An 18822-nucleotide genomic window follows, 5' to 3' on the forward strand; every position below is an offset into this window, starting at 1 on the left:
GGGCGCCGGCCCGTCCGGCTTCGGGCTGCGTCGCACACCAGCGCGGCTGTCCCCTTGCACCCCGGGCCCCGGAGCGCTGCCAACCACCGCCGCCGAGGGCTGCCCCGGCTGGTCGGAGGAAGCCTTCTTGCGCGAAATGCTTGGTCTGTCGGGGATGCGTGTGGTTAGGGTGAGAGGCGGTCGAGCAGCCGGCCCGCAGCGCGTCGCTGTCGATGAAGGATGCTCTCGTGGACCACACCGTCTTCGTGCCGGCCGAGGCCGTCCAGCGCAATGAAGCCTCTGAGAAGGCGATCTCCGGACGCCCCGTCACGATTCCCGCCGTTGCCGGCCCCTTGGCCGATGCTCGTTACGTCCTGCCGCTGAAGTGGGCCGATGACGCCGGCCTGGCCGACCTCGCCCCCTACCTGGCCGAGGTCGTCACGTGGTTGCCCGTCACGGTCGTCGACGGCTCCGCCGAGGAGCTGTTCGTCGCCCATCGCCGCGCGCTTCCGGAGGCGGTCGAGCATGTGCGCCCGGAACCGTGGCCGGGCGCCAACCGGAAGGTCGCCGGGGTGATGACCGGTGTCCGTTGTACGGCCGAGGAGCGGATCGTGGTGGCCGACGACGACGTGCGCCACACCCGCCGGACCCTGGAGCGGATCGCGGGGCTGCTGGGGCAGGTCGAGGTGGTCCGTCCGCAGAACTACTACCTCCAGCTGCCCTGGCAGGCCCGCTGGGACTTTGGGCGCACCCTGCTCAACCGGGCTCTGGGCGGGGACTGGCCCGGGACTCTGGGAGTACGCCGATCGACCCTGCTCGCGGCCGGGGGCTACGACGGCGACGTCCTCTTCGAGAACCTCGAGCTGGTGCGGACCGTGCGGGCGGTCGGCGGGAGGGAGGTCGTGTCCCTGGGCGTGCTGGTGGGCCGGGTGCCGCCAACGGTGCCCCACTTCCTCGGCCAGCGCGTCCGCCAGGCCTACGACGACTTCGCCCAACCGGGGCGCCTGCTCGCTGAGCTGTCCCTGCTGCCCCTGCTGGGCTGGTCGGTGCGGCACCCGGCTCGGTTGGCGGCAGAGGCCCTCGCCGTGTGCGGGCTGGCCGAGATCGGACGACGCCGGGCCGGGGGCGCCCGGGTCTTCCCCGTCGGCACGGTGCTGTGGACTCCGCTGTGGGTGCTGGAGCGCTCGGTGTGCGTGTGGGCGGCGGTGGTCCTCCGGGTGCGCGGCGGCGTGTCCTACGCGGGGTCCCGACTGCGAACCGCCGGGCACTCCCGGGGCGCCCTGCGCCGGCGCCTGCGTCGCCGGAGCGGGGAACCGCTGCTCCTGGTCGACACCGGCCCCGAGCGGGCGAGGAGCCGGTGGTGAGCGTGGGGGAGGGGGCCGCGGGCGCGGGCCCGGTGATCGAAATCGCGGAGGACGACCTCTACGGGCTGATCGCGGCCCTGACCCACAACGACTGGCAGCCCTCCGGCGGGACGCTGCGGATCAACGTGGTCTACCGCGGGCACGCGGTGGCCGACCGGGACCTGCACACCAGCCTCTTCCGGCTCCGGGGCTCCTCGAGCGAGCAGATCGAGCCGCACATCCTGCGGAACTTCCGCAAGTACGCCGCGCGGGACACCTCCCCGGGGGACTCGGACTGGAACTGGCTGTCCGTGGCCCAGCACCACGGGCTGCCCACACGGCTGCTGGACTGGTCGAACTCCCCGTACGTGGCGCTGCACTTCGCCACCGCGGACCCGCGCTGCTACGACGTGCCCGGGGCGGTGTGGTGCGTGGACTACGCGGCGGTGCACGAGCTGCTGCCGGCGCAGCTGCGCGAGGAGATCGCCGCCCACGCGGCGGGGCTGTTCACCACCGGCATGCTGGGGCAGGTTGCGTACAGCATGGCCGACTTCGACCGGTTCCGGGACCAGCACGGGCGTCCGGTGCCGCTGTTCTTCGAGCCCCCGTCGCTGGACGAGCGGATCGTGAACCAGGCCGCGGTTTTCTCCGCCATGTCCGCGGCGACGGCGTCCCTGCACGAGTGGCTGGGCGAGCACCCTGAGCTCTACCGGAAGGTGGTCATACCGCCGGGGCTGAAGTGGCGGATCCGCGACCACCTCGACCAGGCGAACATGACCGAGCGCGTCCTCTTCCCCGGCCTCGACGGACTGTCCCGCTGGCTGACCCGCTACTACGGCCCGCGCCCGGAGCAGGGCACCTCCGCCGAGCCGGCCTCCCCGGCGATGGGCGACGAGCCGGGTGCCGCCCCTGGAGCCGTGCCTGAGGTCTGGGGCCGATCGCCGTGAGCCGGGGCAGGACGGGCCGGTGGCCAGGGACGTGTGCCGAGGGCCGGGCCGTCGACCCCACCGCCGGGCACGGAAGGTGCCCGGCGGCGGACCTCAGGTGCGGGCCCTGCCGGCGGTCCGGTCGTGGGCGTTCCGGTCCAGGAAGGACAGGGCGACCATGGTCACGCCCAGGAACAGGTGCAGCCAGTCGTCGGCGGTGTTCAGGGGCACGAAGTTGGCGGTGGACTCCTTGTCGATGAGCAGGCCGTAGAGCCACAGCACCAGATAGACGGCACCGCCCCAGCGCAGGAAGTTCCGCGCCCCGGAGACGGACCGGGCCAGGGCTATCCCGGCGACGCCGTAGAGCAGGTGGACGATGTTGTGCAGCCAGGAGACCTGGAAGACGCCCATGAGCATGGCCTCGGACTCGTGGCCGGCGAACTGCAGGGTGTCGTAGTCGGTGGTGATGCCGGGGATGAAACCGGCCGCGCCCACGAGCAGGAAGACGACCCCGTAGAGCAGGGCCGCCGTCCGGACGGGTGAGCGGCGGGTCGTGCGGTCGTCGGGTCGAGCGGCTGGGGTGGTCATGATCGCTCCTTGCCTCTGTGTGCCCCAGGGCCGTGCGGTGGACCGCCGGGGGTCATTCCTTCTTGAGCTTGTCCTGGACGGTGCCGGCGGTCTTCTCCAGCAGGTTGGGCTGCTCGGTGGTGCCGTAGAACCGGGCGTCGGGGTGGGTGGGAGGCGGCATCGGCACGCCCGCCATGGGCGCGTCCCGGTACCCGAAGGTCCCGTGCCCGTCCGGGGTCCGCCCCTGGGCCCAGGACCCGTCCGCGGCGGCCGCGCCGTCGGAGAAGTTGTAGTAGTCGTAGGAGAACTCGGTGGCCTCCTTGGACTGCGGGAAGTTGGAGGGCACCGGCATCTGCTCCAGGCCGTCCTCCTGCAGCTCCTTCACCGCGGCCATCCACTGGTTCTGGTGCATGGTGTCCCTGGCCAGCAGGAAGGACAGCATGTCCCGGACGCCCTGGTCGTCGGTCATGTGGTAGAGCCGGGCGACCTGGGTGCGGCCCTGCATCTCGGCGTTGACGTTGGCGGTCATGTCGGCGAGCAGGTTCCCGGAAGCGGTCACGTAGGACCCCGACCACGGGTTGCCCATCGAGTCCACCGGCCGCGCCCCGGCACCGGCTACGATCGCGTGCTGCAGGTCGGTGCCGCCGATGACCGCAGCCACGGCCGGATCGGACTGGACGGCGTCCTCGGTGATGCCCAGCGGGGCCTTCTCGAGCAGCTGGGCGACCATCGTGGCGAGCATCTCGATGTGGCCGAACTCCTCGGCGGCCGTGCCGAAGAGCAGGTCCCGGTACTTGCCGGGGATGTGGGCGTTCCAGGCCTGGAAGCTGTACTGCATCGCCACCGTGATCTCCCCGTACTGCCCGCCGATCACCTCCTGGAGCTTGCGCGCGTAGACCGCGTCCGGGGCCTGGGGAGTGGCGTTGTACTGGAGCTTCTGCTGGTGCAAGAACATCCTGGCCTCCGTCGTCGGCTGCAGTGGCCGGCGGTGGCGCGGGACCCCGCGTCCTCCGTCACCGACCCTGCTTCCTACGGTAGTGACCGGCGCACGAGAAAGGAAGGTTGCTTATTGGATGACGTGGGAGCGGGCCTGCTCATCCGGTGCGCCCCGAGGACTCCAGGCGGCGCACGTCAGGAAGCGGGGTGTGCCGGTGGCTGGGCTGGCCGCTGGGGACCAGGATTTCCACGGGGCTGACCCCCTCCGGGGTCTCGTCGTGATCGAGGGCCCAGCGCAGCAGGTCCACCGCGATCGCCTCGACGTGGTCGGCGGCGGTGAGGTCGACGCTGACGGTCACCGGGGGGATCAGCGTCCGGGCCCGGCGCACCAGCGGATACAGGACGTGCTGGTTGGCCTCGGTCAGGCACCCGGTGACGGCCAGGCGCACGTAGGCGCCTTCGAGGTCGACCTGGACGAGCACGGAAAGCTTGTGGTCCATGAGAGAGCACCCTTCATCGCATGCAATCTGTCTCAGGGCCGCTTTCTTGACCTCTCCTCACGATACGCGTGTCGTCCCGCGTCGACCAGGGATTTGCAGAGTTTGCACCTTCGGGCCACGTGCCCCACGAGCGGCAGAAGAGCTTCCCGCACAGGCCTCGGGCGTGCTGGCTTCGGGGCGCGGCCACCACCCCGAGTCCGGCCAGGGGCGTGGCAGAGTACAGTGCACCGGCCTCACTCCCGGTCACCGGATCGGGCGCCCCCGCCGGGGTGCGGCGCACGGGACCGGAGCGAACGACACGACGGAGGTTGCCCGATGAACGACGTCCAGCCCACCTGGTACACCGCCGCACAGGTCGCCGAGCGGGTCCCGGCCGATCGCGCCCGGCGGCTGATCGGGAAGGCCCTGGTCGACGGCTTCGACCCCGCGACGGACCCGGCCCGGGTCAGCACGCCGGCCGGGTCCGGGCACCTGCTCCTGATGCCCTCGACGATCTCGGCCTGGACCGGTGTCAAGGTCGCCTCCGTGGCCCCCGAGAACCCCGCCCGGGGCCTGCCCCGGATCCAGGCGGTCTACGTCCTGCTGGACACCGCGACACTGACTGCCAGGGCCCTGCTGGAGGGCTCGGCCCTCACATCCCTGCGCACCCCGGCCGTCTCCGCCGTGGCCGCCGACGCCCTGGCGCCGCCGGACGCCGCGCACCTGGTGATCTTCGGCACCGGACCGCAGGCGGTCGGCCACGTCCGGGCCTTCACCGGGATCCGTGACCTCGCCCGCGTCACGGTGGTCGGACGCAGCCCCGGGAAGGTCCGGGCCGTCCTCGAGGAGGTCTCCGCCCTGGCCCCCGAGACCGTGGCCGGCACGGCCGACGACGTCGCCCGGGCCGACATCGTGGTCTGCGCGACGTCCGCGCCCGACCCGCTCTTCGACGGCTCCCTGGTCCGCGACGGCGCCTGTGTCGTGGCCATGGGCTCGCACGAGACCGGCCGGCGCGAGCTCGACGCCGGCCTCATGGGACGCTCCCTGGTGGTGGTGGAGGACGTCGCCACGGCACTGCGGGAGGCCGGCGACGTCGTCCTGGCCCTCGAGGACGGGACGCTCACCGAGGACGCCCTGGTGCCGATGCGGGACGTGGTCACCGGGGCGGTGGTCCGCCGCGACGACGCCCCCAACGTCTTCAAGGGCGTGGGCATGTCCTGGCAGGACCTCGCCGTCGCCGTGGGGGTCGTGGACCCGGCGGCCTGAGGCCCGTGCCGCGGCCGGATCTCCCCGGCAACGGCCGGACACCGGTGCCCGTTCGACCGGCACGGGAGCATCCAGCCGTCCGAAGCTCTACTCTGTCATCATGCTGATCACCACTGCGGCTCCGCCCGCCCCTGCTGGGACCACGCCCGAGGTCCTCCGATGAGCGGCGGTCTGATCGCCCTGCTGGACGACGTCGCCGCCCTGGCCCGCGTCACCGCCGCCTCCGTGGACGACATCGGAGCGGCCGCCGGCCGGGCGAGCATGAAGGCGGCGGGCGTCGTCGTCGACGACACCGCCGTGACCCCCCAGTACGTCCAGGACGTCTCCCCGGTCCGCGAGCTGCCCATCATCTGGCGCATCACCAAGGGCTCGTTCCGCAACAAGCTGATCTTCATCCTCCCGGTCATCCTGCTGCTGAGCCAGTTCGCGCCGTGGCTGCTGACCCCGATCCTCATGCTCGGCGGCAGCTACCTGTGCTTCGAGGGCGCCGAGAAGATCTGGGCCAAGGTCTCCGGCCACGGGGCCAAGACCAAGACGCCGGTGGTGGAGAAGGGCAAGAGCGCGGAGGACACGATGGTCGGGGGCGCGGTGCGCACCGACCTGATCCTCTCGGCCGAGATCATGGTCATCTCCCTCAACGAGGTGGCCGATGAGCCGCTGCTCTTGCGGGCTGCCATCCTGGTGGTCGTGGCCATCGGCATCACCGTCCTGGTCTACGGCGTGGTGGCCCTGATCATCCGCATGGACGACTTCGGTCTGCACCTGGCCGCGCGGTCCTCCCCGGCCGCCCAGAAGATCGGCCACGGCCTGGTCAAGGGCATGCCCGGGCTGCTCACGGTCATCTCGGTCGTGGGCACCGCCGCCATGCTCTGGGTGGGCGGGCACATCATCCTCGTCGGCCTCGACGAGCTGGGCTGGAAAGCCCCGTACGAGGCCGTGCACCACCTCGAGGTCCTCGTGCACGAAGCCGTCCCCGGCGGTCTCGGCGCGGCGCTCGCCTGGCTCACGAACACCTTCTTCTCCGCGGTCCTGGGCCTGGCCTGGGGGGCCGTCCTGGTGCTCGTGTGGGAGCTGCTGCCCTTCGGCAAGGGCGAGCACGAGGCGGAGCACGCCGCCCACGGCGCCCACGAGGCGCAGGGCGAGCACCACGGGAAGCACTCCGAGGCTGCCTCCCCGGCGGCCCCTTCCGCGGCAGGGGCCCCGGGGGAGGACGGCGGCGTCCCGGGCGGCCCGTCCGATCCCACCCCACCGGCCGACGGGGGATCCACCGCGGCCCGGTGACCGGAGTCCGCTGAGCGGCGGATGCTCCCGGTGGTCGCCGGGACCGTCCGTCAGAGGTCGTCGGGGTCCCCGGAGCGGGCGCTGAGGTACTCGTCCAGGACGGCGGAGCCCAGGTCCCCGGGGTCCGGCGCCACCACACGCCCGTCGATCCGCTCGGCCATCCGCCTCAGGAACCGCTCCAGCCCGGGGTCGTCGCCGAGCCGGAAGAACGTCGCCTGGGCCCCCATGCGTCCCAGCCGGTCGAGCTCCTCGACCGTGGCCCGCAGGGTCTCCGGCTCCGTGGGCCAGGAGAACCAGCTCTCGCCGTCGGGCAGCAGGTGCGCCGTGGGCTCTCCGTCGGTGACCACGAGCAGGACGGGCTGCATCGACGGGTGCTTGCGGAAGAACCGCGTGGCGAGCAGCAGCCCGTGGTGCAGGTTGGTGCCCTGCTCCCGCACCGGTGGCAGCCCCGTGAGCTCGTCGACCGGCAGCGCGCGGGCGTAGCGGCCGAAGGCGACGATCTGCAGCTGGTCCCCCCGGAACCGGGTGGAGACGAGGTGGTGGAGCGCCAGCGCCGTGCGCTTCATGGGCACCCAGCGCCCCTCGGCGGCCATGGAGTACGAGGTGTCCACGAGGAGGACGACGGCGGCCTGCGTGCGCGCCTCGGTCTCGGCCATCTCGATGTCGCGGACGTCGAGGCGCAGTCCCCGCCGGGCGTCGCCGCCCTCCGCCGCCGTCCGCCGGATCGCGTTGGTGATGGTGCGGGTGGTGTCCCAGGGCTCGGCGTCCCCGAACTGCCACTCCCGCGTCGCGCCGGAGGGCTCGCCGGCGGCCCCGGCGAGGCGGGTGTCGCGCTGACCGGTCCGGGAGGACAGGTTCTGGGCGGCGTCCCGCAGCAGCGCCTTGCCGATCCGCCGCACGGCGCGGGGCGAGAGGCGCAGGTCCCCGTCGGCGCCGCGCTGCAGGTAGCCGCTGTCCCGCATCGCCCGCTCCAGCTCGGCGAGGGTCCGGGCCGACACCGCGGCGTCGGCGCCCAGCTGGCGCGCGAGCGCGTCGAGGTCCATGTCGTCCAGATTGGCGCCCCGGTGGTGCTGGGACAGCTGCTCGGCCAGCGCGTCGAGCTTGGCGATGTCCTGGAGCACGCCCGTGCCGTCGCCGAGCCCCAGTCCGTCCTGTCCCTCGAAGTCCTCCGACCCGCCCCAGTTCTCGCCGGGGCGCAAACTCTGCAGGTTCGCGTCGAGCCGGCCGAGCTGGTCCATGAGCTCGGGGGACCCGAACGCCTGCGCGGAGAGCTGCATCAGCTCCTGGCGCTGCTCGGGGGTCATCGAGTTCAGCAGCCGCTGGGCCGCCGCGGCCCGCTGTGCCATGGCGTCGATCAGCTCCTCGACCGACTGCGGGTTCTCGGGGAAGTAGTCCCCGTGCTTGGCCATGAAGTCCTGGAAGTCCTCGTCGGTGTCCTCCCCTCGCCCGTGCTTCTCGAGCAGCTCGTTGAGGTCCCGGAGCATCTCCGCCACGGCCTCGCGGTCGGCGTCCGTGGCGTTCTCGAGGGCCTGCTTCATCCCGGCGAAGCGCTGGTCCAGCATCTCGCGGCCGAGGAGGTCCTTGATCTGCTCGTACGCCTCCCGCGCGGATTCCGACTGCCAGTCGTAGGACGCGAGCTCGCTGACGGCGGCGGCCGTGGAGTCCGGCAGGCCGTCGAGCTGCATCTCCTGGAAGGAGCGGTCCATCGGGTCCATCCGGGCGTCCCGCAGGAACTGCTCGCGCTCCAGGCGCAGGGCCTTCTCGAGCAGCTTCTTCGCCTCCTCGAGCGTGCCGCCCAGGCTGTGGCGCTTCAGGAGCTCGCGCCGCCGCTGCTGCACGCGCCGGGACAGGTCGTCGAGGCCGTCCCGGCCGCGGCCGCCCCGCCGGAGGAACTCGCGCATGGCCTTCTCCGGCGAGTACCCCGCCATGACGTCCTCGGAGACGGCCTCGAGCGCCTCGGACAGGTCCACCGGCGGGGCCAGCGGATCGGGTCCTCCGGTGTACCGGCCGTATCTGGAGGACCGGTGGTGTGCGGGCATGACGCCCCCTCTGTGTCTTCTGTGTCCCTGTGTCGTTCTCGCGCGGCCGATGCCGCGCGGTCGTTCCCGGGTGCGGGCCGTGCGGTCAGCCGTAGACGGTGCCGCCCTCGTCGGCGTCCTTGGAGATCTTCTGGGCCAGGTAGAGGCCCTCGAGCGCCAGCTCGATCGCGCTGGCGCGCTGCCCCGGTGTGGCCGCCCCGAGGCGCGTGGCGATCTCGTCGTAGGCGGTCTCGGCCCCGTCCTCGTCCGGCGCCCGCAGCTCGGGGAGCCCGGCGAGGAAGTCCTGGGCGGAGACGTCGTCGCCGGTGGACACCGTGGTGCGGCCGTCGAAGGCCTCCACGACCGGTCCGAGGTCGAGACCGCGGAATCGGCCCCGGACGGTCTCGGCGGTCGCCCGGCGGAGCAGGTGGTCGAGGATCGCGCGCTCGCGGCCCTCCTCGCCGGACTCGAACTCGATCTTGCCGGCCAGGACGTCGGTGGCCGTCTCCATGTCCACCATCCGTGCGACGGCCTCCTCCTCGCCGCGGATCGTGGCGCGCCGCAGGGCCGCCGCCGCGACCGTCTCGGCGCCCGCGATGGCGAACCGCGCCGAGACTCCCGAGCGCTGGTCGACCGCGGAGGACTCCCGCAGCAGGCGGGTGAACCGGGCCAGGGTCTCGAGGATCGTGTCCGGGACCTCGGCGATCAGCTCGGCCTCCTGGCGGATCACGGCGATCTCGTCCTCCAGCTCGAGCGGGTAGTGGGTGCGGATCTCGGCGCCGAACCGGTCCTTGAGCGGCGTGATGATCCGGCCGCGGTTCGTGTAGTCCTCGGGGTTGGCCGTGGCCACCACGAGCACGTCCAGCGGCAGCCGCAGGACGTAGCCGCGGATCTGGATGTCCCGCTCCTCCATGACGTTGAGCATGGCCACCTGGATGCGCTCGGCGAGGTCGGGCAGCTCGTTGATCGCCACGATCCCGCGGTGCGAGCGCGGCACGAGCCCGTAGTGGATGGTCTCGGGGTCCCCGAGCCGCCGGCCCTCGGCGACGCGCATCGGGTCGACGTCCCCGATCAGGTCCGCCACGGACGTGTCCGGGGTGGCGAGCTTCTCGACGTAGCGCTCCGAGCGGTGCCGCCAGACCACGGGCAGCTCGTCGCCCTCGAGCAGGATCCGGCGCCGCGACGCCTCGGTCAGCGGTTCCAGGGGATGCTCGTTGAGCTCCGACCCCTCGATGGAGGGGGACCACTCGTCGAGCAGGCCGGCGAGGGTGCGCAGCAGACGGGTCTTGCCCTGGCCGCGCTCGCCCAGGAGCACCACGTCGTGGCCGGCGAGCAGGGCCCGCTCCAGCTGGGGCAGGACCGTGCGCCCGAGCCCGTGCAGGCCCGGCCAGGGGTCACCGCCCTCGGCCAGTGTGCGCAGGAGATTCTCGCGGATCTCCTCGCGCAGCGTCCTGTGGGCGACGCCCGCGGCGCGGAGCTCGCCGAGCGTCCGGATGTCAGGGTGATCGGTCCGATCAGTCACAGCGCCAACTTAACCCCGGCGTCAAGGGGGTGCCCGCCGGAGGGGTTCCGGCGTCGTCGACGGAGATGCCCGACGGCGGCCCCTGTGGCCGCGGTGGCCCCGCCAGTACGCTGGTGCATCATGGTCACTCGCAAGGCACCACGGAGCACCCTCGTCCTGCTCGTGCGGCACGGGGAGACCCCCACCACGGGCAAGGTCCTGCCGGGGCGGGCCCCTGGCCTGCACCTGTCCGAGCGCGGCCGGGCCCAGGCGGACCGGGTCGCGGAACGGCTCGAGGGGGTCCGCGTCGATGCGCTCTACACCTCCCCGCTCGAGCGCACGCGCGAGACCGCGGCGCCGACCGAGGCCCGGACCGGCCGGGAGGCCGTCGTGGAGCCCGGCCTGCTCGAGTGCGACTTCGGGGAGTGGACGGGCGAGGAGCTCTCCCGCCTCTCCCGGCTGAAGGCCTGGTCGACCGTCCAGCGGGCGCCCTCGACCTTCCGGTTCCCGGGCGGCGAGAGCTTCCCCGAGATGCAGGCGCGGACGGTCGGCGCGGTCGACCGGGTGCGGGCGGTCCACGAGGGCGGGGTGGTGGTCTGCTTCTCGCACGCCGACCCCATCAAGGCGGCCGTCGCCCACGCCCTGGGCACGCACCTGGACCTCTTCCAGCGCATCGTGGTCAGTCCGTGCTCGGTCTCGGCGATCTCCTACGCTCCGGGGCAGGCGCCGGCCGTGCTCACGGTGAACTCCACCGACGAGCCGCTGGCCGGTCTCAGGGTGTCGTGAGCGGACGCTGATGGGCGAGCTCGTGCTCCTGACGGAGGGCCGGATCCAGCTCCTCGGACTGATCCGGGAGAGCAGCAACTCGGCGCTGCTCGTCGAGGTCACGCTCGAGGAGGAGGCGGTCTGGGGGATCTACAAGCCCCTGGAGGGCGAGCGGCCGCTGATCGACTTCCGCCCCGGCCTGCACCGTCGGGAGCGCGCCGCGTTCGTGCTGAGCGAGTTCCTGGGCTGGGGCATCGTCCCGCCCACCGTCCTGCGGCAGGACGGCCCGTTCGGCGCGGGGTCCCTGCAGCGCTTCGTCGACCACGACCCGCTGCAGCACTACTTCACCCTCTACGACGCCGCCCCGGACACCCACGACGCCCTGCGCCGGATTGCGCTCTTCGACCTCGTCGCCAACAACGCCGACCGCAAGGGCGGCCACGTGCTGCGCGGGGCCGACGGCCGGATCTGGGGGATCGACCACGGGCTGTGCTTCGCGGCGGCGTTCAAGCTGCGCACCGTCGTGTGGGACTTCTCCGGCGAGCCCGTCCCCGAGGACCTGCTCCGCGACATCGCCCCGCTGGCCGACGAGGTCCCCGCCGAGCTCGCCGACCTCCTCGACGCCACGGAGGTGGCCGCGCTGCGGCGGCGGGTGCGCCGGCTGCTCGACGAGGCGGTCCTGCCGGTCGACGTCACCGGTCGCCGCATCCCCTGGCCGCTCCTCTAGCAGCGGAGCCCGCGGGCCGCGGGTGCCGTCACGGCCGGAGCGGAAGCTCCAGGGCCAGTTCCGTGGCGGCCTGCTGCAGTTCCGGGAGGTACCTCCGCAGCCCCTCGAGGTCGGCGCGGAAGAGCGGGGCCGCCAGGGCGACGGCGGCGATCAGCCGGTTCGACGGGGACAGGACCGGCACGGCGACGGCGGCCATGCCCACGTCGTTCTCCTCCTGCTGGCCCGCCCAGCCCTGGGCGCGGATCCGCTCCACCTGGCGCCGCAGCTCCTCCCGGTCGGTGAGGGAGTGCTCGGTGCGCGGGACGAGCTCGATCGTGTCCAGCAGGTGCTCACGGGTGCCCGGGTCGCTGAAGGCCAGCAGCGCCTTGCCGACGGCGCTGGTGTGCAGGGACCCGTGGTCCCCGGGATCGGTGGTGGTGCGGAACTGGGGGCCGTCCACCTTGCGCACCGTCAGGAAGTGCGGCCCGTCGAGCACGCCGAGGATCGAGCTCTCCCCCGTGACCGCGGTGAGGTGCTGGAGGATCGGCGCGGCGGTGCCCTCGAAGCCGCGGGTGCTGGCGACCTTCTGCCCCAGCTGGTAGACGCGCAGGCCCAGCCGGTACCGCTTGTCCTGCGGGTCGTAGGTCGCGAACTCCGCGCTGACCAGCGTGTTCAGCAACCGGTAGACGGTGCTGAAGGGGTACTGCGCCTGCTCGGCGATCTGGGCGGCGGTGGCGCCGTGCGGGTGGTCCCCGAGCAGGGTGAGCAGTCCCAGGGCCTTGCCCACGGTGCCGGACGCCTCGGTCGTCATCATGAAGCCTTTCTTGACACGGGTCTGTGAGGTACATCATGCTCATAATTCAAATAACAGCAACAGTTGCCAACATCTGGAAGTCAGGACATGAAGCGGACACTGCGCATCGCCGTCGTGGGGGCGGGCCTCATCGGGCGCCAGCACGCTCGGCGGGTCCTGGGTCGTCCGCGCCTGGAGCTGCGCTACGTCGTCGACCCGTTCGCCGATCCCGCGGACGTTCCCGCGGGGCCGGACACCGTCCTGGTGGCCGATCTCGGGCAGGCGCTGGGGGACGTGGACGGCGTCGTCCTGGCCACTCCCAACGCCGCCCACCGCGAGGGGGCGCTGGCCGCCGTCGCCGCCGGGGTGCCGGTGCTGGTGGAGAAGCCGATCGCCGACACCCTGGAGGCGGCCGAGGAGATCGTCACGGCCGCCGAGACGAGCGGGGTGCCCGTGCTGGTCGGCCACCACCGGCGGTACTCCCCGCTGCTGGCCCGCGCCGTCGAGATCATCGGCTCCGGAGCGATCGGGGACCCGGTGGCGGTGATGGGCTCGGCCCTCTTCCGCAAGCCCGACGACTACTTCGAGGCCGCGCCCTGGCGCACCGAGGCCGGGGGCGGGCCGATCCTCATCAACCTCGTCCACGACGTCGACGCACTCCGCGCGCTGTGCGGGGAGATCGTCCGGGTCCAGGCCGTCGCCGGCAGCGCCGCCCGCGCCCTCGCGGTCGAGGACACCGCGGCGCTCACCCTGAGCTTCGCGAACGGCGCGCTGGGCACGTTCATCGTCTCCGACGCCGCCGCCTCCGCCCGGTCCTGGGAGCAGACCTCCCGGGAGAACCCCGGCTACGACACGGCCGAGGACGAGGACTGCTACCACGTGGCCGGCACCCGCGGATCGCTGTCCGTGCCGACCTTGCGGCTGCGGACCTACCCGGGCGAGGTCTCGTGGTCGGAGCGCTCCGTCGTCACCACGGTGACGGCACCCCGCCAGGACCCGCTGGACCTGCAGCTGGAGCACTTCGAGCACGTGCTGCGCGGCGAGACGGCGCCGCGCGTCCGCGCCCGCGAGGGCCTCCAGTCGCTGCGCGTGGTCCACGCCGTGGCGCAGAGCGCCCGGACCGGGCTGCCCGTCTCCGTGCCCACCGATCTTCCGGCGGCCCGCTCGGCCGCAGCCGCCCGTTTCGTCCAGAGGACAGGAGTGGATGACCATGTCGTCAATCCGTGAGCCGGCAGCGCCGGCCGACCCACCGCCCGCCCGGGAGATCGGCGTCCTCCGCTGGCTGGGCTACGTGGAGCAGGTGGTCGGCGGGCTCCTGATCCTGGTGATCTTCGTCTTCGTCCTGATGCAGGCCGTGCAGCGCTATCTGCCCACGGGCACGTGGGTCGGCGCGGGAGAGCTCTCCCGCTACGCCCTGGCAGGGCTGACGTTCCTGATGGCCGGCTACCTCTACGGCCACGGCCTGCACATCGCGGTGCTGGTGATCGACCGGTACACCTCCGGGCGGGCCGCCAAGGCGCTGCACGTGCTGACCCACGTCCTGGTGCTGCTCGCGTCCTTGCTGCTGCTCAACGAGGTGTGGTTCCTGCTCACCGCCTCCGTCTCGCAGACGACCCCGGCACTGGGGATCCCCCTGCTGTGGATCTACCTGCTGCCCCTGCTCGGGGTCCTCACCCTCACCCTCCGATCCGCCGTGGCGATCTTCGTCCCGCGCGCGATCGCGGCAGAACCCGATCCGACCATCGCGGAAGGAGCCGGCGCATGAGCATCTGGGTCCTCGCCGTCCTCATCATCGTCCTCATCGGCCTGCGCACTCCCGTGGGCCTGGCCTTCCTCGGCCCCAGCATCCTGTACATGCTCCTGGAGGGGAACTCCGCGGGCCTCGGCTTCCGCCAGGCCTTCAACGGGGTCGCGTCCTTCCCGCTGCTGGCCGTGCCCCTGTTCATCCTGCTGGGTTCCATCGCCAACCGTGCCGGGATCGCCGACCGCATCTTCGACTTCGCCCTGGCGCTGCTGGGCCGGGTCCGCGGCAACCTCGGCTACGTCAACATCGCCACCAGCCTGGGCTTCTCGTGGATGAGCGGCTCCGCGCTGGCCGACGCCGCGGCCCTGGGCAAGATCCAGGTGCCCGCCATGATGAAGGCCGGCTACACCTTCCGGTTCGCCTCCGGCCTGACCGCCGCCTCGGCCCTGATCGCCCCGGTGATGCCCCCGTCCATCCCAGCCGTCATCTACGCCTCCGTGGCCGCCGTGTCCACCGGCGCCCTGTTCGCCGGCGCCGTGCTCCCGGCCTTCCTCATCGCCCTGGGGCTCGCGATCACGGTCTTCCTCCTGACCCGTCGCAACACCGCGCTGGAGACCATCCCGTTCAGCTGGTCGACCCTCGGCACGGCCACCCTGCGGGTGATCGGCCCCCTCGGGGCCCCCGTCATCATCCTCGGCGGCATCCTGCTCGGCCTGTTCACCCCCACCGAGGCCGCCGCGGTCGGGGTGGCCTACATGGTGGCCCTGGGCTTCGTGTACCGCACCCTGAACCTGCGCTCGATCGTGGAAGCGGTCCGCGAGGCGGCCACGATCACGGCGTCGATCACCCTCATCCTGGCCTCGGCCGCCCTCCTGGGCTGGATCCTGGCCCGGGAGCGGGTTCCCCAGGAGGTCGCGGAGTTCGTCATCTCCTTCACCGACAGCCCGATCGTGTTCCTGCTCCTGATCAACGTGCTGCTGATCCTGCTGGGGATGGTCATCGACGCCACCGCGGTCATCATGATCACCGTCCCGGTGCTGATGCCCATCGCCACCCAGTTCGGAATCGATCCCCTCCACCTCGGGGTGATCATCATCGTCAACCTCATGATCGGGCTCCTGACCCCACCCGTGGGCAGCGTCCTCTACGTCATGAGCTCGGTGACCCGCCGCAGCGTCGACGAGGTCTTCCGGGGCATCGCGGTCTTCCTGATCCCCCTGGTCGTCGTCCAGCTGATCATCACCTTCTACCCCCCGGTCGTCACCGGCCTGCCGGCCCTGCTGGGCCTGTAGCCCGCGCCGGCGAACCACCTCACCGTCCACGTCTCCGTCCGCATCGTCCACGCACGTCACCGAACTGCCCCACCGAACTGCTCCACCGAACCACCCCACCGAACCACAGGAGAACACCATGCGATCCACCACCCGTCAGCGTCTGGCCGCCGCCGTCAGCCTGCCCCTGGCCATCGGCCTGCTCACCGCCTGCGCCGGCGGGGGCACCGGCACCGGGGGAGGCGAGGGAGGAGCCCAGTCCCTGAGCTTCGCCAACAGCTACGCCGAGGACCACCCGCACAACCGGTGCGGGGCCGTGCTCGTGCAGGAGGCCGTCGCCGACGACGACCTCGAGGTGGAGATCTTCCCCTCCAGCCAGCTCGGCGGGGACACCGACCGCTTCACCTCCGTGATGTCCGGCGACATCGCCCTGGACCTGCAGGGCTCCTCCGGGCTGGCCGCGACCTACGAGCCCATCGGCGTGATGGACATGGCCTACGCCTTCGACGACGTCGACCACCTCTTCTCCTGGTTCGACGAGTCCGAGGCCGCCCAGCAGATGAAGGACGACTTCGAGGCCGAGACCGGGGCGAAGATCCTGGACGTCTGGTACTACGGCGACCGCACGTTCTCCGCGAACTCGCCCATCCGCACGCCCGATGACCTCGACAACCTGCGCATCCGCTTCCCCGACTCCCCGGTCCACCTGCAGAACGCCGAGGCCCTCGGTGCGGAGCCGGTCGCGGTGGCGTTCGAGGAGATCTACCTGGCCCTGCAGCAGGGCACCGTGGACGGCCAGGAGAACCCGGTGCAGCTCACGGCGCAGAACAGCTTCGACGAGGTCCAGGACTACGTCAGCCTCAACCGCCACTCCGTGGGCTCGCAGCTCGTCGTGATGAACGCGGACGCCTGGAGCGGGCTGTCCGAGGAGCAGCAGACCGCGCTGACCGAGGCCGTGCGGGACGCCCGCGCCGACAACCTCGAGTGCGCCCAGACCGAGGAGCAGGAGGTCCTCGACGAGTGGGAGGCCGCCGGCACCCCGGAGGTCATCGAGGACGTCGACGTCGAGGCCTTCCGCACCCAGGCCCAGGACTACTTCCTGAACAACCTCGACGGCGAGCAGCTCGAGCTCTACCAGGACATCCGCGACTCCGCCGGGCAGAACTGACCGTCCCGCGGACCGTGCACGGGGGGCGCTGACCGGACCACGGCAGCGTCCCCCGCCGCGACTGCTCCTCGCCGGCGTCGGCGTTCACAGCCGCACAGGGAACTGCGCCTGGCGCAGCAGGGTGGCGGACGGGTTCTCGCCGTAGGCCTCCCGGTGGCGGCGCGCGAAGTCACCGGTGTGGGCCATGCCCCAGCGCCGGGCGATGCCGCGCACGGTGTCGCCCCGGGCCGGATCCCCTCGCACCAGGTCGTCGTGGGCGGCCACCAGCCGCAGCTCGCGCAGGTACGCGCTCGGTGTGGTCCCGGCATGGGAGCGGAAGGCCCGGACGAGCTCCACGGTGCTGAGCTCCACGTGGCGGGCGACGTCCTCGACCGTGATCGGCGACGACGCGGCGGCGTGCAGGTACTCGACGGCGCGCCGGTAGGCCGCGTGCTGCGCGGCGGGTGAGGCACGCCGCGACCCGGGCTCCCCGGCGAGGGAGAACGCCTCCAGGGTCGCCACCGACATCCGCCGCCGCAGATCGGCGCGCAGCAACGGGAGGGAGGAGATCTCGGGATCGGTCAGCACCTGCTGCACGAACGCGAAGGTGCTCCTCCAGTACCTCTCCCGCGCGGGGGACCGCGGGCGCGGGTCGTGGAAGGCGACCTCGAGGGTCTCGTCGCCGTGGACCGACCGGGCCGTCTCCTGCAGCGTGGCCAGGCCGATGTTGACCGAGTCGACCAGCAGCCGCTCCACCTCGCCGTAGTACTCCTGGCCCGGCTGGAGCAGGAACACCCCGAGCCCGGTGCCCGACCAGCCGTCGATCGTCCAGTCGACGCCGCCGGCGCGCGGCAGCACGACGGAGAAGACCTCGTCGAGCACCATCCGTCCGGCGATGCTGCCGTGGAAGGTGAGCCGCCCCAGGCTGAGGTCGGCGTCCCCCTGCACGTCCTGGCGGTACAGGAACGACGACCTGTCGGCGACCGTGCCCATGCGGGCACTGGTGTAGACCTGCTGCAGCGCCTCGACGGCCTCCTCCGGGTCGGTGGTCGAGACGTGCAGCCGGATCGGCGTCTCCGGCTCCTGGGGCATCCCGGGTCAGCTCCGCAGGGTGGTGGCCGGGGCCTGGCCGTACCGCTCCCGGTAGGCCGCGGCGAAGCGCCCCCGGTGGCCGAAGCCCCAGCGCGCGGCCACCGCCTCCACGGTCGCGCCGGTGCCGGGGTCGGCGGCCAGCAGGTCGTGGTGGACGGCGTCGAGCCGGGCGGCGCGCAGGTAGGCGGTCGGGGTGGTGTCCAGCTCCCGGCGGAAGGCCGCCTGGAGCCCGCGCACGCTCATCCTGGCGGCCGCCGCGATGTCGGCCGGGCCGATGTCGGCGCCCACGTGCTCCTCGATGAAGGCGACCGCCCGCCGCACCCCGGCCGGCGCCGGACGGGACTGCCCGGCCGGTGCCTCGTTGCGGGTCAGGAAGGAGCCGGGAAAGCTGTGCAGCAGGGCGGTGGTGAGAGAGCGGGCGACCTCGGACCGGATCAGGGGGCTGCTCATCGCCCGTTCGTCGGGCAGCAGGTCGCGGACCAGGTGGGAGACCGTTCCCTGCCAGTACCGGGCCATGGCCGGCGAGACCGGGCGGATCCCCGCGAACGCCGGCCGGAAGGACTCGTCCCCCAGCAGCCGCCGGGCGTGGTCCTCCACCGCCGCGGGGTCCAGGGACACGGTGAACGCCTCGAGCTCGTCCCACCAGCTGGTGAAGCTGCGCTGGGGGAACAGGAAGGGCCCGGTGCGGGGGAAGCGGTCGCCGGCGCTGGTCGCGCTCAGCACGCCCGACGTCACGTGGCACACCCGCAGCACGTCGGCACCGTCCGTCCTGCCGGCGCACGAGGAACCCTTCAACCGCACGCGTTCGTACGCCACGGGCCCGATGCCGGTCGCGGCCAGGCGCATGTCGAACGCACCCTCCGGGGACCTGCGCACGCCACGGATGGCGAAGACCTCGTCGAGCACCGCGATGCCCTCCGCCGGGTCGCGGGTGGTGAACACCGACCGCTGCACCTGGGAGTCCATGCTCCGCAGGCTACGCCCGTGCGCGGGGCGAGTCGACAGCAG

Annotated in this window: 18 protein-coding genes; 10 read left to right on the forward strand and 8 right to left on the reverse strand. The window is 72.4% G+C overall.

Annotated features, from left to right (window positions below; genetic code table 11):
- Positions 1–227 precede the first annotated feature (227 nt).
- Together ACH9D2_RS18245 and ACH9D2_RS18250 are read left to right on the forward strand one after the other, a co-directional pair.
- Positions 228–1343, forward strand: coding sequence for a glycosyltransferase (locus ACH9D2_RS18245; protein WP_396364243.1), 1116 nt, complete (start codon positions 228–230; stop codon positions 1341–1343).
- Positions 1340–2269: an FRG domain-containing protein gene (locus ACH9D2_RS18250; RefSeq protein WP_396364244.1), complete on the forward strand. Its 930-nt coding sequence runs from the start codon at positions 1340–1342 to the stop codon at positions 2267–2269. Before ACH9D2_RS18245 ends, ACH9D2_RS18250 begins: the two co-directional genes overlap by 4 nt.
- Positions 2270–2362: 93 nt before the next feature.
- Here the strand turns inward: ACH9D2_RS18250 and ACH9D2_RS18255 are convergent, their stop codons facing one another.
- From ACH9D2_RS18255 to ACH9D2_RS18265, 3 genes are all read right to left on the reverse strand, one after another.
- Positions 2363–2836 carry a DUF4383 domain-containing protein gene (locus ACH9D2_RS18255; protein WP_396364245.1) on the reverse strand — a complete coding sequence of 158 codons (474 nt, stop codon included), beginning with the start codon at positions 2834–2836 and terminating at the stop codon, positions 2363–2365.
- Positions 2837–2888: 52 nt separating this feature from the next.
- A complete protein-coding gene (locus ACH9D2_RS18260) occupies positions 2889–3770 on the reverse strand; it encodes a manganese catalase family protein (protein ID WP_396364246.1) in 882 nt (293 codons plus the stop codon).
- A 139-nt stretch (positions 3771–3909) separates the two neighbouring features.
- A complete protein-coding gene (locus ACH9D2_RS18265; protein ID WP_396364247.1) occupies positions 3910–4251 on the reverse strand; it encodes a hypothetical protein in 342 nt (113 codons plus the stop codon).
- 315 nt (positions 4252–4566) lie between these two features.
- On the opposite strand from ACH9D2_RS18265, the gene ACH9D2_RS18270 reads away from it, so the two are divergent.
- Together ACH9D2_RS18270 and ACH9D2_RS18275 are read left to right on the forward strand one after the other, a co-directional pair.
- A complete protein-coding gene (locus ACH9D2_RS18270) occupies positions 4567–5496 on the forward strand; it encodes an ornithine cyclodeaminase family protein (RefSeq protein WP_396364248.1) in 930 nt (309 codons plus the stop codon).
- A 159-nt stretch (positions 5497–5655) separates the two neighbouring features.
- Positions 5656–6777, forward strand: coding sequence for a DUF808 domain-containing protein (locus ACH9D2_RS18275; RefSeq protein ID WP_396364249.1), 1122 nt, complete (start codon positions 5656–5658; stop codon positions 6775–6777).
- Positions 6778–6827: 50 nt separating this feature from the next.
- Here ACH9D2_RS18275 and ACH9D2_RS18280 read toward each other — a convergent pair whose 3' ends face one another.
- Both ACH9D2_RS18280 and ACH9D2_RS18285 read right to left on the reverse strand, forming a co-directional pair.
- Complete coding sequence (locus tag ACH9D2_RS18280; RefSeq protein WP_396364250.1) at positions 6828–8816, reverse strand: VWA domain-containing protein; 1989 nt, start codon at positions 8814–8816, stop codon at positions 6828–6830.
- A gap of 85 nt (positions 8817–8901) precedes the next feature.
- A complete protein-coding gene (locus ACH9D2_RS18285) occupies positions 8902–10317 on the reverse strand; it encodes a magnesium chelatase (RefSeq protein WP_396364251.1) in 1416 nt (471 codons plus the stop codon).
- A 120-nt stretch (positions 10318–10437) separates the two neighbouring features.
- Here ACH9D2_RS18285 and ACH9D2_RS18290 point away from each other — a divergent pair, with 120 nt between their 5' ends.
- Positions 10438–11082, forward strand: coding sequence for an MSMEG_4193 family putative phosphomutase (locus ACH9D2_RS18290; RefSeq protein ID WP_396364252.1), 645 nt, complete (start codon positions 10438–10440; stop codon positions 11080–11082).
- A 10-nt stretch (positions 11083–11092) separates the two neighbouring features.
- Positions 11093–11788, forward strand: a complete 696-nt coding sequence (locus ACH9D2_RS18295; protein ID WP_396364253.1) for an SCO1664 family protein — start codon at positions 11093–11095, stop codon at positions 11786–11788.
- A gap of 28 nt (positions 11789–11816) precedes the next feature.
- On the opposite strand, the gene ACH9D2_RS18300 is transcribed toward ACH9D2_RS18295, so the two are convergent.
- The gene (locus ACH9D2_RS18300) at positions 11817–12581 is read right to left on the reverse strand and encodes an IclR family transcriptional regulator domain-containing protein (protein ID WP_396364254.1); all 765 of its coding nucleotides are present in this window, start codon (positions 12579–12581) and stop codon (positions 11817–11819) included.
- An 87-nt stretch (positions 12582–12668) separates the two neighbouring features.
- On the opposite strand from ACH9D2_RS18300, the gene ACH9D2_RS18305 reads away from it, so the two are divergent.
- From ACH9D2_RS18305 to ACH9D2_RS18320, 4 genes are all read left to right on the forward strand, one after another.
- Entirely contained in the window at positions 12669–13787 is a 1119-nt protein-coding gene (locus tag ACH9D2_RS18305; protein WP_396364255.1) for a Gfo/Idh/MocA family protein, read from the forward strand.
- Positions 13765–14325: a TRAP transporter small permease gene (locus ACH9D2_RS18310; protein ID WP_396364256.1), complete on the forward strand. Its 561-nt coding sequence runs from the start codon at positions 13765–13767 to the stop codon at positions 14323–14325. The genes ACH9D2_RS18305 and ACH9D2_RS18310 overlap by 23 nt, the downstream gene beginning before the upstream one ends.
- Positions 14322–15596, forward strand: coding sequence for a TRAP transporter large permease (locus ACH9D2_RS18315; protein ID WP_396364257.1), 1275 nt, complete (start codon positions 14322–14324; stop codon positions 15594–15596). The genes ACH9D2_RS18310 and ACH9D2_RS18315 overlap by 4 nt, the downstream gene beginning before the upstream one ends.
- A 118-nt stretch (positions 15597–15714) precedes the next feature.
- Positions 15715–16743 (forward strand): DctP family TRAP transporter solute-binding subunit, encoded by a 1029-nt coding sequence (locus ACH9D2_RS18320; RefSeq protein WP_396364258.1) that lies wholly within the window; start codon positions 15715–15717, stop codon positions 16741–16743.
- 84 nt (positions 16744–16827) lie between these two features.
- Here ACH9D2_RS18320 and ACH9D2_RS18325 read toward each other — a convergent pair whose 3' ends face one another.
- Together ACH9D2_RS18325 and ACH9D2_RS18330 are read right to left on the reverse strand one after the other, a co-directional pair.
- A complete protein-coding gene (locus ACH9D2_RS18325) occupies positions 16828–17814 on the reverse strand; it encodes a helix-turn-helix domain-containing protein (RefSeq protein ID WP_396364259.1) in 987 nt (328 codons plus the stop codon).
- 6 nt (positions 17815–17820) lie between these two features.
- Entirely contained in the window at positions 17821–18780 is a 960-nt protein-coding gene (locus tag ACH9D2_RS18330; protein ID WP_396364260.1) for an AraC family transcriptional regulator, read from the reverse strand.
- Positions 18781–18822 lie beyond the last annotated feature (42 nt).

Origin of the sequence: Kocuria rhizosphaericola (assembly GCF_044462205.1) — a bacterium.
Taxonomy (GTDB): Bacteria; Actinomycetota; Actinomycetes; order Actinomycetales; family Micrococcaceae; genus Kocuria; species Kocuria rhizosphaericola.

Excerpts from the sequence above, each read along its gene's own strand:
- ACH9D2_RS18255 (WP_396364245.1), bottom strand. The coding sequence starts at position 2,836 with ATGACCACCCCAGCCGCTCGACCCGACGACCGCACGACCCGCCGCTCA.
- ACH9D2_RS18260 (WP_396364246.1), bottom strand. The coding sequence starts at position 3,770 with ATGTTCTTGCACCAGCAGAAGCTCCAGTACAACGCCACTCCCCAGGCC.
- ACH9D2_RS18265 (WP_396364247.1), bottom strand. The coding sequence starts at position 4,251 with ATGGACCACAAGCTTTCCGTGCTCGTCCAGGTCGACCTCGAAGGCGCC.
- ACH9D2_RS18270 (WP_396364248.1), top strand. The coding sequence starts at position 4,567 with ATGAACGACGTCCAGCCCACCTGGTACACCGCCGCACAGGTCGCCGAG.
- ACH9D2_RS18275 (WP_396364249.1), top strand. The coding sequence starts at position 5,656 with ATGAGCGGCGGTCTGATCGCCCTGCTGGACGACGTCGCCGCCCTGGCC.
- ACH9D2_RS18280 (WP_396364250.1), bottom strand. The coding sequence starts at position 8,816 with ATGCCCGCACACCACCGGTCCTCCAGATACGGCCGGTACACCGGAGGA.
- ACH9D2_RS18290 (WP_396364252.1), top strand. The coding sequence starts at position 10,438 with ATGGTCACTCGCAAGGCACCACGGAGCACCCTCGTCCTGCTCGTGCGG.
- ACH9D2_RS18295 (WP_396364253.1), top strand. The coding sequence starts at position 11,093 with ATGGGCGAGCTCGTGCTCCTGACGGAGGGCCGGATCCAGCTCCTCGGA.
- ACH9D2_RS18300 (WP_396364254.1), bottom strand. The coding sequence starts at position 12,581 with ATGATGACGACCGAGGCGTCCGGCACCGTGGGCAAGGCCCTGGGACTG.
- ACH9D2_RS18305 (WP_396364255.1), top strand. The coding sequence starts at position 12,669 with ATGAAGCGGACACTGCGCATCGCCGTCGTGGGGGCGGGCCTCATCGGG.
- ACH9D2_RS18310 (WP_396364256.1), top strand. The coding sequence starts at position 13,765 with ATGACCATGTCGTCAATCCGTGAGCCGGCAGCGCCGGCCGACCCACCG.
- ACH9D2_RS18315 (WP_396364257.1), top strand. The coding sequence starts at position 14,322 with ATGAGCATCTGGGTCCTCGCCGTCCTCATCATCGTCCTCATCGGCCTG.
- ACH9D2_RS18320 (WP_396364258.1), top strand. The coding sequence starts at position 15,715 with ATGCGATCCACCACCCGTCAGCGTCTGGCCGCCGCCGTCAGCCTGCCC.
- ACH9D2_RS18325 (WP_396364259.1), bottom strand. The coding sequence starts at position 17,814 with ATGCCCCAGGAGCCGGAGACGCCGATCCGGCTGCACGTCTCGACCACC.
- ACH9D2_RS18330 (WP_396364260.1), bottom strand. The coding sequence starts at position 18,780 with ATGGACTCCCAGGTGCAGCGGTCGGTGTTCACCACCCGCGACCCGGCG.